Source organism: Micromonospora sp. C97 (assembly GCF_018070385.1).
Lineage (GTDB): Bacteria > Actinomycetota > Actinomycetes > Mycobacteriales > Micromonosporaceae > Micromonospora > Micromonospora parva.
The window spans coordinates 171,686-184,007 of sequence record NZ_JAGPXU010000006.1; the positions used below are offsets into that span (position 1 = coordinate 171,686).

At 72.0% G+C, this 12,322-nt stretch carries 8 protein-coding genes and 2 pseudogenes; 6 read left to right on the plus strand and 4 right to left on the minus strand.

Annotated elements, in window-relative coordinates; genetic code table 11:
- Nucleotides 1-39: 39 nt before the first annotated feature.
- Together KBX26_RS11910 and KBX26_RS11915 are read right to left on the minus strand one after the other, a co-directional pair.
- Nucleotides 40-1,317 carry an MFS transporter gene (locus KBX26_RS11910; protein ID WP_030330257.1) on the minus strand — a complete coding sequence of 426 codons (1,278 nt, stop codon included), beginning with the start codon at nucleotides 1,315-1,317 and terminating at the stop codon, nucleotides 40-42.
- Nucleotides 1,314-2,663 carry a GH1 family beta-glucosidase gene (locus KBX26_RS11915; RefSeq protein ID WP_210865433.1) on the minus strand — a complete coding sequence of 450 codons (1,350 nt, stop codon included), beginning with the start codon at nucleotides 2,661-2,663 and terminating at the stop codon, nucleotides 1,314-1,316. The genes KBX26_RS11910 and KBX26_RS11915 overlap by 4 nt, the downstream gene beginning before the upstream one ends.
- Before the next feature lie 188 nt (nucleotides 2,664-2,851).
- On the opposite strand from KBX26_RS11915, the gene KBX26_RS11920 reads away from it, so the two are divergent.
- Nucleotides 2,852-3,298 (plus strand): SRPBCC domain-containing protein, encoded by a 447-nt coding sequence (locus KBX26_RS11920; protein WP_030330254.1) that lies wholly within the window; start codon nucleotides 2,852-2,854, stop codon nucleotides 3,296-3,298.
- A 386-nt stretch (nucleotides 3,299-3,684) separates the two neighbouring features.
- Here KBX26_RS11920 and aceE read toward each other — a convergent pair whose 3' ends face one another.
- Entirely contained in the window at nucleotides 3,685-6,423 is a 2,739-nt protein-coding gene (gene aceE / locus KBX26_RS11925) for a pyruvate dehydrogenase (acetyl-transferring), homodimeric type (RefSeq protein WP_030330252.1), read from the minus strand.
- Between the two features lie 171 nt (nucleotides 6,424-6,594).
- Between aceE and KBX26_RS11930 the strand changes: the two genes are divergently transcribed.
- Nucleotides 6,595-6,945, plus strand: a complete 351-nt coding sequence (locus KBX26_RS11930) for a hypothetical protein (RefSeq protein WP_210858982.1) — start codon at nucleotides 6,595-6,597, stop codon at nucleotides 6,943-6,945.
- Nucleotides 6,946-6,971: 26 nt separating this feature from the next.
- Nucleotides 6,972-7,376, plus strand: a complete 405-nt coding sequence (locus KBX26_RS11935) for a YjbQ family protein (RefSeq protein WP_030330248.1) — start codon at nucleotides 6,972-6,974, stop codon at nucleotides 7,374-7,376.
- Between the two features lie 97 nt (nucleotides 7,377-7,473).
- On the opposite strand, the gene KBX26_RS11940 is transcribed toward KBX26_RS11935, so the two are convergent.
- A complete protein-coding gene (locus KBX26_RS11940; RefSeq protein WP_030330246.1) occupies nucleotides 7,474-9,120 on the minus strand; it encodes an alkaline phosphatase in 1,647 nt (548 codons plus the stop codon).
- A gap of 268 nt (nucleotides 9,121-9,388) precedes the next feature.
- Between KBX26_RS11940 and KBX26_RS11945 the strand changes: the two genes are divergently transcribed.
- The 3 genes and pseudogenes from KBX26_RS11945 to KBX26_RS11950 all read left to right on the plus strand — a co-directional run.
- Nucleotides 9,389-9,793 (plus strand): MarR family winged helix-turn-helix transcriptional regulator, encoded by a 405-nt coding sequence (locus tag KBX26_RS11945; RefSeq protein ID WP_245233577.1) that lies wholly within the window; start codon nucleotides 9,389-9,391, stop codon nucleotides 9,791-9,793.
- Nucleotides 9,794-9,844: 51 nt separating this feature from the next.
- Nucleotides 9,845-10,216: pseudogene (locus tag KBX26_RS33205) on the plus strand (transketolase); the annotation flags it as partial.
- Nucleotides 10,217-10,333: 117 nt separating this feature from the next.
- Nucleotides 10,334-12,310 (plus strand): annotated as a pseudogene (locus KBX26_RS11950) (thiamine pyrophosphate-dependent enzyme); the annotation flags it as partial.
- Between the last annotated feature and the right edge of the window lie 12 nt (nucleotides 12,311-12,322).

The window sequence follows — 12,322 nt, forward strand, 5'->3', positions numbered from 1 at the left end:
ACGGCGGGCGGCGAGCGCTTTTGGGCACGGCCCCCTGACTCAGGGCACCGAACGGATCTTGACGACCAGGGCGCTGCCGAGGAGGGTGACCACGGCGGTGACCGCGTAGAGCGTGGGATAGCCGCCCAGATACACCACGAGCGGGGCGGAGAGCGCCGGGCCGAGCACCTGCGGCGCCGAGTTGGCGATGTTGATCACGCCCAGGTCCTTGGCCCGGTCGGTGGCCCGGGGCAGCACCTGGGTGATCAACGCGGCGTCCACCGAGAGGTAGACGCCGTAGCCGGCGCCGAGCAGCAGTGCCGCGACGATGGCCACCGGCCAGAGCGGGGCGACCGCGAGCAGCAGCGCCGCCACCGCCATGATCAACCCGGAGACGATCACGTAGACCTTGCGGCGGCCGGACCGGTCGGACAGTCGGCCGGCGACCACAGCGGTCAGCATCATGCCGAGCGTGTAGAGCAGGATCAGCACCAGCAGGCCGCCCTCGGGGTCGGGGTGACGCACCCCGTCGCTGAGGAAGTACAGCAGGTAGAGGGTGCCCAGCGCGTTGCCCAACTGGACCAGGAACCGGGTGATCCAGGCCCAGGCGAAGTCCGGGTGTTGGCGCGGGCTGATCCACATCGAGGCCAGCAGCGCCCGCGTCCGGAGCACCGGTCGGTGCGTCCGCGGCAGAGGCTCGTCGGGGGTGAGCAGCGCGAACGGCAGCGACAGCAGCAGGATGGCCACGGCGATGGCCAGGTAGCCGGCGGTGTTGCCGGTGACCACTGCGGTGACGAGCACCGCGCCGAGCACCAACCCGAGCGCCTGCGGGATGCCCACCCAGCCCGAGACGCCACCGCGCTGGCGCACCGGCACCCGGTCCGGGACGGCGGCGCTGAGGCTGGCCAGCATGGCGTTGAAGCAGACCTGCGCGGCCACCCAACCGAGGGCGACACCGAGGATGGTCCGCTGCTGGGCCAGCAGCACCAGGGCCGCCGCGCCGAGCACCGCCCCGCCCACCGTCCAGACGTGCCGACGACCGAACTCGCGGCCGGCGATCCGCAGGCAGGTCCGGTCGGAGAACGCGCCCGCGAGGGGGTTGGCCAGCACCGCGGCCAGTGCGCCGAGGCCGGTGACCACGGCCAGCATGTTCTCCTTGTCGCCGGGCGCGATCTGCTCGATCTGCTGCGGCAGCAGCACCTGGATCGGCGTGAAGAACGCCATCCACACGCCGAGGTTGGCCGCGAAGATCAGACCGATCCAGCCGCGCCGGACCGGCACCGTCGGCTCGGCGAGCGCCGCCGGCAGCGATGCCGGCGTCGGGTCGAGGGTGGTCACCGCGCCGACCCCGGCCGGCTGGCCGCGATCACGTCCCGCAACCAGGTGTACGACGACTTCGGCGTACGGGTCTGGGTGGCGTAGTCGACGTGCACCAGACCGAAGCGCTTGGTGAACCCCTCGGCCCACTCCCAGTTGTCCAGCAGCGACCAGACGAAGTACCCGCGGACGTCCACCCCGTCGTCGAGGGCGGCCCGGACCGCGCGCAGGTGCCCGTCGAGGTACGCGATCCGCTGCGGGTCGGCCACCCGCCCGTCCTCGTCCGGCACGTCGTCGTATGCGCAGCCGCTCTCGGTGATCTCGATGGGTGGCAGCGCGTCGCCGTACGTGTCGTGCAGCCAGCCGAGCAGCTCGCGCAGCCCGTCGGGGGCCACCGGCCAGTCGAAGGCGGTACGCGGGTAGCCGTCCAGCGCAACCAGGTCGAACGGCAGGGGTGAACCCTCCTCGGCGGCCCGTACCCCGGTGGGGTTGTAGTAGTTGACCCCGAGCACGTCGATCGGCGCGGCGATCGTGTCGAGGTCGCCGGGGTGGACGATGCCCGGGTCGAGGCCGGGTAGTTCGGGGTAGCCGCGGCCGAGCAGCGGGTCGGTGAAGAGCCGGTTGTGCAGCGCCTCGTACGCCGCCCCGGCGGCCCGGTCGGCGTCACTGTCGCCGAGTATCCGCACCGGCGAGTAGTTGTTGGCGATCGCCACCGGGCTGGTGGTGTGGGCCCGTAGCGCGGCGACGGCGAGCCCGTGCCCGAGCAGTTGGTGGTGGGCGGCCGGGAAGGCGTCGAACAGCAGCATCCGGCCGGGGGCGTGCTGGCCCATGCCGTAGCCGAGGCTCATGTGGATGAACGGTTCGTTCAGCGTGATCCACAGCCGGACGCGGTCGCCGAGCCGGGCGGCCGTCTTCTCGGCGTACTCGGCGAACCGGGCGGCGGTGTCGCGGTGCAGCCAGCCGCCGGTGTCTTCGAGGGGTTGCGGCAGGTCCCAGTGGTAGAGGGTGGCCACCGGGTCGACGTCGGCGGCCAGCAGCTCGTCCACCAGACGGTCGTAGAAGTCCAGGCCGGCCGGGTTGGCCGGGCCGGCGCCGGTGGGTTGGATCCGGGGCCAGGCGATGGAGAACCGGTACGCGCCGACGCCCAGGCCGGCCAGTAGCGCCACGTCCTCGGTGTGCCGGTGGTAGTGGTCGCAGGCGACCGCGCCGCTGCTGCCGTCGCTGATCCGCCCGGGTGACTGCGCGAAGGTGTCCCAGATGGACGGACCTCGGCCGTCGACAGTGGCGGCGCCCTCGATCTGGTGGGCCGATGTGGAGACGCCCCAGCGGAAGCCGGTGGGGAACTGGGGCATCGGTGCTGTCGACATACGCCCTCCCGGTCAACGTGAAACGTGCTCGGGACTTTAGGGCGCTGTCGATGAATGCGCCATAGGCCGGCCTGGCGCATTCCGCAATGGTTGATCGGCGTGTCTTTTTCCGAACCCGTCCTGGTAAGTCCGATTTAACGCATAGAGTGCCGATATCGTGGGATGTCCTCACCGGAGGAAAGACGGAAATGATCCTCGTGGAACGCAGTGCGCACGTGGCGGCGCCAATTGAAGTGGTCTGGGATGTCGTGCAGCGGGCCGAGCAGTTGCCGGCCTGGCTGGCCGGGGTCCGTGCGGCCGAAGTGCTCTCGGGTGAGGGCTTCGGGCGACGACAGCTGGTCCAGGCGGGGCGCGGCTCGGCGCATGAGGCCGAGGTGATCGCCTACCAGGAGCCGACGCTGATCGGCTGGCGGGAGCGGGCCAAGGGTGCCGGTGCTCGTGCGGAGGCGCGCACCGAAATCTACGTCCAGCTCACCGCCGACGAGGAGGAGGGCGGCACCATCGTGCGCCTCATCGTGGTCCGCTGGCCGGCTGGCCCGGTCAAGGCGGCCCTGCTGCGCCTCGGACTGCGTCGGGTCGGCGCCGACCTGGAGGACTCGCTGGCCCGGCTCACCGACCTGGCCGCCGTCGGCTGACGAGCGCCCATCCTCCCGGCGTCACCCGCGACGGCGGTGGTCCGGATCCCCGCCAGGGCTCCCGGACCACCGCCGGATCGCGTCCTGAGGGTGTGCGCTCGCGCCACTTCGCGCGCGTTGCTGGACCCGGCCCGGCCCGGCTCGGCCCGGAGGCCCCGAGCTCGTGGAGATCGTGCTCGATCGTGGATGTAGTGGCCTCACCGCTGGCCGAAGCCACTACATCCACGATCGAGCGTGATCTTGCGGCGGGGCGGCGCTTGGCCGCGGCGGTGCCCGGTCCGGGGGCGGCGTCCAGATGGGCGGGGACGGCGCGGGGGCGTACCGAAAGACGAGGGCCCGGCACACGCGGTCGCGTGCCGGGCCCCTTCGTCCGGGTGAACCAGGATCTAGCTGTCGCCGCCGGTCTCGCCGACCGGGGCGGCGTTGACGTCGTCGATCGCGTACTTCTTGGCGGCCTCGGCCGGCACCGTGGCCGGCACCGCGCCGCTGCGGGCGAGCTGCCGCAGCGTGGCCACCACGATCGACTCCGCGTCGACGTGGAAGTGCCGGCGCAGCGCGTGCCGGGTGTCCGACATGCCGAACCCGTCGGTGCCGAGCGACGTGTAGTCGCCGGGTACCCAGCGGGCGATCAGGTCCGGTACCGCGCGCATGAAGTCGCTGACCGCGACCTTCGGCCCGTCCGCGTCGGCCAGCTTCTGCTGGATGTACGGAACCTTCGCCTCGGCGCCCGGGTTGAGCAGGTTGTACTCCTCGGTCTCCACCGCGTCGCGGCGCAGCTCGGTCCAGGAGGTCACCGACCAGACGCTGGCACCCACCCCCCAGTCCTGGGCGAGCAGCTGCTGGGCCTTGAGCGCCCACTGCATCCCCGTGCCCGAGGCGAGCAGGTTGGCCTTCGGGCCGTCGACCTGCGGGGCCGGCGAGTAGCGGTAGATGCCCTTGAGCAGGCCCTCCACGTCCACGTCGGCCGGCTCGGCCGGCTGCACCGTCGGCTCGTTGTAGACCGTCAGGTAGTAGAAGACGTTCTCCTGCGCGTCCCCGTACATCCGGTGCAGACCCTGCTCCATGATGTGCGCGATCTCGTACGCGAACGCCGGGTCGTACGCGACCACGGCCGGGTTGGTGGCGGCGATCAGCAGCGAGTGCCCGTCCTCGTGCTGAAGACCCTCACCGTTGAGCGTGGTCCGACCGGCGGTGGCGCCGAGCAGGAAGCCGCGGGCCATCTGGTCGGCCGCCGCCCACAGCCCGTCGGCGGTGCGCTGGAACCCGAACATCGAGTAGAAGATGTACATCGGGATCATCGGCTCGTCGTGCGTGGCGTACGACGAGCCGGCGGCGGTGAACGAGGCCACCGAACCGGCCTCGTTGATCCCCTCGTGCAGGATCTGCCCGGTCGTCGACTCCTTGTACGACAGGAACAGCTCGCGGTCGACCGAGGTGTAGCGCTGGCCGTGCGGCGAGTAGATCTTCGCGGTCGGGAAGATCGAGTCGAGACCGAAGGTGCGGGCCTCGTCCGGGATGATCGGCACCCAGCGCTTGCCGAACTCCTTGTCCTTCATCACGTCCTTGAGCAGCCGGACGAAGGCCTGCGTGGTGGCCACCTTCTGCTTGCCCGAGCCGCGCTTGACGTCGGCGAACCGCTCCGGGCCGGGGATGGCCAGCCGCTTGGTGCTGGTCCGCCGGGACGGCAGGAACCCGCCGAGCTGCTCGCGCCGCTCCTTGAGGTATGCCATCTCCTCGGACTTCTCGCCCGGGTGGAAGTACGGCGGCAGGTAGGGGTTGTCCTCCAGCGCCGAGTCCGGGATGTCGAGGTAGAGCCGGTCGCGGAAGGTCTTCAAGTCCTCCAGCGTCAGCTTCTTCATCTGGTGGGTCGCGTTGCGGCCCTCGAAGTGCGAGCCGAGCGTCCAGCCCTTGATCGTCTTCGCCAGGATGACGGTGGGCTGACCGGTGTGCTCGGTGGCCGCCTTGTAGGCCGCGTAGAGCTTGCGGTAGTCGTGCCCACCCCGCTTGAGGTTCCAGATCTCGTCGTCGCTGAGCGGCTCGACCATCTTGCGGGTCCGGGCGTCCCGGCCGAAGAAGTGCTCCCGCACGTACGCGCCCGACTCCGCCTTGTAGGTCTGGTAGTCGCCGTCGGTCGTGGTGTTCATCAGGTTGACCAGCGCGCCGTCGGTGTCCGCGGCGAGCAGCGGGTCCCACTCGCGGCCCCAGACGACCTTGATCACGTTCCAGCCGGCACCCCGGAAGAACGCCTCCAGCTCCTGCATGACCTTGCCGTTGCCCCGGACCGGGCCGTCCAGCCGCTGCAGGTTGCAGTTGATCACGAAGGTGAGGTTGTCCAGCTCCTCGCGGGCGGCCACGCCGATGGCGCCGAGCGTCTCCGGCTCGTCCATCTCGCCGTCGCCGAGGAACGCCCAGACGTGCTGCTGGGAGGTGTCCTTGATGCCGCGGTGCTGCAGGTACCGGTTGAACCGGGCCTGGTAGATCGCGTTCAGACCGCCGAGACCCATCGAGACGGTGGGGAACTCCCAGAAGTCCGGCATCAGCCGAGGGTGCGGGTACGAGGGCAGCCCACCGCCGGGGTGCGACAGCTCCTGGCGGAACCCGTCGAGCTGGTGCTCGCTGAGCCGCCCCTCCAGGAACGCCCGCGCGTACATGCCGGGGGAGGCGTGGCCCTGGTAGAAGATCTGGTCGCCACCGCCCGGGTGGTTCTTGCCCCGGAAGAAGTGGTTGAAGCCCACCTCGTAGAGCGACGCCGAGCTGGCGAAGGTGGAGATGTGCCCGCCGACGCCGATCTCCGGGCGCTGCGCCCGGTGCACCAGCATGGCGGCGTTCCACCGGACGTACGCCCGGATCCGCCGCTCGACGTGCTCGTCACCCGGGAACCAGGGTTCGCGCTCCGGTGTGATGGTGTTGATGTAGTCGGTGGTGGTCAGGGGCGGAACCCCGACCTGGCGCTCACGGGCCCGCTCCAGCAGGCGCAGCATGACGTAGCGGGCGCGCTTGGCACCGCGTTCGTCGATGACACCGTCAAGCGACTCGACCCATTCGCTGGTCTCTTCAGGGTCGATGTCCGGAAGCTGGCTCGGTAGGCCGTCGCTGATCACCGGGCGCTTGCGTTCCGTAGCCACAGGCGTTCCCTCGGTTGTGTGTGGGATAGGTCTCTAGCGCCATCCTGCCCCCTGGTGGCACCCCTCGTCACGTCTAGGTGCCCTGGACGCGACGCTCAACACAGGTACTCGCCGGTAACTTAGCGCTACGACCCGCTTTCGACGCTTGTTCTGGCTTCCTACCGTGGTGGCATGAACGGACGGCGCGTGATTGTCGGCGGTGTGCTGTTGGCAGTCGGGGTGCTCCCGGCGGTCCCGGCGACCTGGGTGCTGGTGTCGGGTGAGCCCGCCGCACTCCCGATCGTCATCTTCGGTCTGGCCGCAGCGCTCTTCGGCGCGATCCAGGTGCGTGCCGGCCTGCGGGAACCAGCGGCCCGGAGGGTGCGGCCCGTGCCCGGCCAGCGCGCCAGGCACGCGGACACCAGCACGCCGGCGAGCTACTACGGAAGCGACTCCGGCGGCTGGGACTGGGGCGGCGGCGGTGGCGATTCCGGTGGCGGTGGCGGTGGTGGGGACTCCGGCGGCGGTGGCGGCGGTTCCTGAGCCTGCCCTGGGGCAGAATGCGGTGTATGCGCAGCGACGTGATCACCGTCCAGACCGGGTCCCGGCCGGCCGTCCGGGACATCACCGCGGAGGCCCAGCAGTTCGTCTCCGGTGAGGGCGACGGCCTGCTGCACGTCTTCGTGCCGCACGCCACCGCCGGCCTGGCGATCATCGAGACCGGGTCGGGCTCCGACGACGACCTGCTCAGCGCGCTGGCCGACCTGCTTCCCACCGAGGACCGCTGGCGGCACCGACACGGCTCGCCCGGGCACGGCCGCGACCACGTGCTGCCGGCGTTCGTCCCGCCGTACGCCACGGTGCCGGTGCTCGGCGGCCGGCTGGCGCTGGGCACCTGGCAGTCGATCTGCCTGGTCGACACCAACGGCGACAACCCGACCCGTCAGGTGCGCTTCTCCTTCCTGCCCGGCTGACCGCCCGGCCGCCCCGCGTCACGATCCACGCGGCGTCCCCGCACCGCCCCGGCGGGAGAGGGCGGCGCCGTGCGCGGATCGTGACGCGTCGGGCGGGTTACGGGCGGACGGTCTCCTGGTCGACGGTCTGCTGACCGAGGTCGACGGACGGCGCGCCGCCCCGCAGCGCCGACGGCAGCGGGTTGTCCGCCGTCTGGTGCAGGCCCGGCACCCGGTCCTCGATCACGAACGACGCCCTGGTGTACGCGGGCGCGTCCGGCCGGCTGACGTACGGCAGCACGTCGAAGTCGGCGGTGAGCTGCCCCGGGGTGATCGTGGTGCGCACGTACCCCCGCAGGTTGTTCTGGAAGCGCAGGTGCGGGTTGAACGCGAACCACGGGTGCGAGCCGGACGCCGAGTCCGCGCCGTCACCGGTCGAGGTGATCGAGGAGCAGACCAGTTCGGTGCCGACGGTGCGTGAGGTCGGGTCGGCGTAGTCCAGCTTGAGATCGCTGGCCCAGTGGGCGTGCACGTCGCCGGTCAGCACCACCGGATTGCGTACCCCGGCGGCCAGCCAGCCCCGGGTGATGCGGTCCCGGGAGGCCACGTAGCCGTCCCAGGCGTCCATGCTGGTGACGGTGAGCGGTCCGGAGTTGTTGTCCCGCTGCGCGAAGAAGACCTGCTGGCCCAGGATGTCCCACTGGGCGTCCGAGCGGCGGAAGCCGTCCAGCAGCCACGCCTCCTGCTCGGCCCCGGTGATCGACCGGGCCGGGTCGGAGGCCGCGGCGCAGTCCCGGTAGCCGTCGCCGCAGGCCTGGTCGTCGCGGTACTGCCGGGTGTCGAGCAGGTGGAACGTGGCCAGCCGCCCCCAGCGCACCCGCCGGTAGAGCTGCATGTCGATGCCGCGGGGGATCGAGGTGCGCCGCAGCGGCATGTTCTCGTAGTACGCCTGGAACGCCGCCGCCCGCCGCGCGGGGAACTCCGGGTCCGGCGCCTCGGGCACCTCGTCGGCCCAGTTGTTCTCCACCTCGTGGTCGTCGAAGACCACCGCCCACGGCGCCACCGCGTGCGCGGCCTGCAGGTCGGGGTCGGTCTTGTACTGGGCGTGCCGCTGCCGGTAGTTGGCCAGCGTCCGGGTCTCCGGTCCCTCGTGGTCACGGGGGTTGCCACCGGGCACGTTGTACGTGTCCGGGGCGTACTCGTACTGGTAGTCGCCCAGGTGCAGGATCAGCTCCGGCTCGGTCTCGGCCAGCCGCCGGTAGGCGGTGAAGTAGCCGTGCTCGTACTGGGAGCAGGAGGCGAAGCCCATCGCGAGGGTGGCGGGCATGGTCCACGGTGCCGGGGCGGTGCGGGTGCGTCCGGTCGGCGAGATGTGCCGCTCGGCCCGGAACCGGTAGAAGTACTCGCGCCCGGCCAGCAGGCCGGCCAACTCCACGTGCACGCTGTGCGCCGAGCGGGCGCGGGCGACAGCGACGCCGCGGCGCACCACGTGCCGGAACCGCTCGTCGGCGGCCAACTCCCAGTGCACCGGCACGTCGCGGTCCGGCATGCCGCCGAGGCCGTCCTCGGCCAGTGGCTGCGGGGCCAGGCGGGTCCACAACACGAACCCCTCGTGGTCGGGGTCGCCGGAGGCCACCCCGAGGGTGAACGGGTAGGCCAGCGGCCGGCCCGCCGCCGCGCCGGCCGCCGTCGGCAGCCCGGTGACCGCGCCCGCGGCGCCGATCGCGGCGCCGGACAGCAGGATGGTACGTCGGGACAGTGACACGAATCCTCCCCAGAGTCCGATCTTCGTGACTCCGGGAGCCTCGCGAGGCCCGGTGGCCGACAGGTGACAGCGAGGCGCCCTGCTCGTCGCCGGCAGTCGAACACCGATGACCACAGTCGATTCGTGCTGGTCGCCGATGGGCCGGCCGCGCCGGCGGGCCCGGACGACGCCCGTCACTGCGTACGATGTGGCAGTGACGCAGGAGGTGGGTCCCGCGGCGGGCGCACCGGTGGATCGCGCCGGTCTCGCCTTCGACGTGGTGCGCCGGATGGCGCACGTCACCGCCGCGCTGCGACACCGGCAGGGCTCCGCGTTCGCCGAGTTGGGCCTCACCCCGGCGGCGGCCCGGGCGTTGCAGGAGCTGGACCCGGATCACCCGCTGCCGGCCCGCGACCTCGCCGGTCAGCTGGGTTGCGACCGGTCGAACGTGACGGTGCTGGTCGACAAGCTGGAGCAGGCCGGGCTGGTCGAGCGCCGCACCGATCCCACCGACCGCCGGCAGAAGACGTTGCTGGTGACCGGGGAGGGTCGTGTCGTACGGGCCCGGGTGATCGAGGTGATGTCCGACTCCCGACTGCTGTCCGGGCTGACGGACGAGGAGCTGAACACCCTTCGTGACCTGGTCTGGAAGGTGTCCGACGGCGGCTGCCCGGAGTCCTGCGAGTCACAGTGAACGCACCCCGGCCGGCCGTGTCCCACTGGGCGAGCCGGGCTCCCGTCGGTAATGCTGTCCGACGTGACCACCCCGCAAGATCTCGACGACCGGTTCCGGGAGACGCTGGCGGCGCTGCCCGCCGCCGAGCGACGGCGTGACCCCGCCGACCCGGTCACCGACGACGCCCCACTGACCGGCGCGCAGCTGCTGGACCTGTTCGACGCACAGGTGACCAGCCGGCAACTCGACCTGGCCGGCCGCTGGTTGCGCAGCTTCGGGGAGGGCTTCTACACCATCGGTTCGGCCGGCCACGAGGGCAACGCCGCCGTCGCCGCCGCGCTGCGTCCCACCGATCCGGCGTTGCTGCACTACCGCTCGGGCGCGTTCTACTGCCTGCGCGCCGCCCAGGTCGCCGCCGATCCCGCGCCGAGCACCGAGCCGAGCACCGAGACCGAGTCGACCACCGAGACCGAGCCGACCTCCGCTCGGGTGCCCTCCGCCGACGCGGCGGTGTCCGAAGCGGAGCCGTCCGGGTCCGAGCGGGTCACCGGTGGCTTCACGGCGTACGCCGACGCGGCCCGGGACGTGCTGCGCGGGATGGTCGCGTCCAGCCTCGAGCCGATCGCCGGTGGCCGGCACAAGGTGTTCGGCCGCGCCGACCTGGCCATCGTGCCGACCACCTCCACCATCGCCTCGCACCTGCCCCGCGCCGTGGGCATGGGGCTCGCCGTGGAGCGGTTGCGCCGGCTGGACAGCGCCGGACGGCGTACCGGGGCCGGGGTGCGGGTCGGCAGCGGCGCCGGCGCCACACACGCCCCCTGGCCACCGGACGCGATAGTGGTCTGCTCGTTCGGCGACGCCTCGGTCAACCACGCCAGCGCCACCGCCGCCTTCAACACCGCCGGCTGGTACGACCACGCCGGGCTGCGCATCCCGGTGCTCTTCGTCTGCGAGGACAACGGGTTGGGCATCAGCGTCCGCTCGCCGGAGGGCTGGGTCGAGGCGACCCTGCGGGCCAAGCCGGGCATCCGCTACTTCAGCGCGGACGGAAGCGACCCGGTGCAGACGTACGCGGTGGCGGCGGAAGCCGCGGCGTGGGTGCGCCGCAACCGCCGCCCGGCCGTGCTGCACCTGCGCACCGTGCGGCTGATGGGGCACGCCGGGGCGGACGCGGAGACCGCGTACCGGAGCCCGGCCGAGCTGGCCGAGGACCTGGACCGGGACCCGGTGGCCGGCACCGCGCGGCTGCTGGTCGCCGCCGGCGTGGCGACCGGTGCGGAACTGCTCTCCCGGTACGACGAGACCGGCTGGCAGGTCCGCCGGCTGGCCGAGGAGGTGCTGGGCGAGCCGAAGCTGGCCGGCGCGGCCGACGTGGTGTCGACGCTGGCGCCTCGCCGTCCGGTGCGGGTGGCGCGGGCGGTGGCCGACGCCGCGGCGCGGGCCAGCGGGCCGGGCGCGGCCGCCCGGGCGGAGGCGTTCGGCGGTAAGCCGCCGGAGCTGGCCGGCCCGATGACGTTGGCGCAGAGCATCAACGCCGCGCTCGCCGACGGGATGCTCGACCACCCGCAGATGGCGGTCTTCGGTGAGGACGTGGCCGCCAAGGGCGGCGTGTACGGGGTGACGAAGGGGCTGCGCGACCGGTTCGGGGCGGCCCGGGTCTTCGACACCCTGCTCGACGAGACGTCGGTGCTCGGGCTGGGCCTCGGTGCCGGGTTGGCCGGGATGCTGCCGGTGCCGGAGATCCAGTACCTGGCGTACCTGCACAACGCCGAGGACCAGCTGCGCGGTGAGGCGGCCACCATGCGGTTCTTCTCCCAGGGGGCGTTCCGCAACCCGATGGTGGTGCGGGTGGCCGGCCTGGCGTACCAGGAGGGGTTCGGCGGGCACTTCCACAACGACAACTCGGTGGCCGTACTCCGGGATGTGCCCGGTCTGGTGATCGCGGTGCCGGCGCGGCCGGACGACGCCGCGCCCATGCTGCGAACCTGTCTGGCGAGCGCGGCGGTGGACGGCAGTGTGTGCGTGTTCCTGGAACCGATAGCGCTCTACCACACCCGCGACCTGTACGCCGACGGTGACGGAGAGTGGCTGGCCGGCTATCCGGAGCCGGGCGGATGGGTGGCCGGTCACGTGCCGATCGGGCGGGCCCGGGTCTACCGCGTCGGGTCGGCCGACGACCTCACCATCATCACCTTCGGTAACGGGGTGCGGATGTCGCTGCGGGCCGCGGCCGTCCTCGCCGAGGAGGGGGTGGGCACCCGCGTGGTGGACCTGCGTTGGCTGGCCCCGCTGCCGGTGGCCGACATCATCCGGGAGTCCTCGGCGACCGGCCGGGTGCTGGTGGTGGACGAGACACGCCGCTCCGGCGGGGTCGGCGAGGGCGTGATCGCCGCGCTCGTCGACGCCGGATATGTCGGTGCCGCGCGGCGAGTGGCGGGAGTTGACTCGTTTGTACCATTAGGTCCGGCAGCACGTCACGTACTGGTCTCCGCGGAAGCCATTACCGACGGTGCCCGTACGCTGCTGGCACGGTAAATTCCGTTCCAC

Coding starts and splice junctions, on each gene's coding strand:
- KBX26_RS11915 (WP_210865433.1), bottom strand. CDS start 2,663: ATGTCGACAGCACCGATGCCCCAGTTCCCCACCGGCTTCCGCTGGGGC.
- KBX26_RS11920 (WP_030330254.1), top strand. CDS start 2,852: ATGATCCTCGTGGAACGCAGTGCGCACGTGGCGGCGCCAATTGAAGTG.
- KBX26_RS11930 (WP_210858982.1), top strand. CDS start 6,595: ATGAACGGACGGCGCGTGATTGTCGGCGGTGTGCTGTTGGCAGTCGGG.
- KBX26_RS11935 (WP_030330248.1), top strand. CDS start 6,972: ATGCGCAGCGACGTGATCACCGTCCAGACCGGGTCCCGGCCGGCCGTC.
- KBX26_RS11945 (WP_245233577.1), top strand. CDS start 9,389: ATGGCGCACGTCACCGCCGCGCTGCGACACCGGCAGGGCTCCGCGTTC.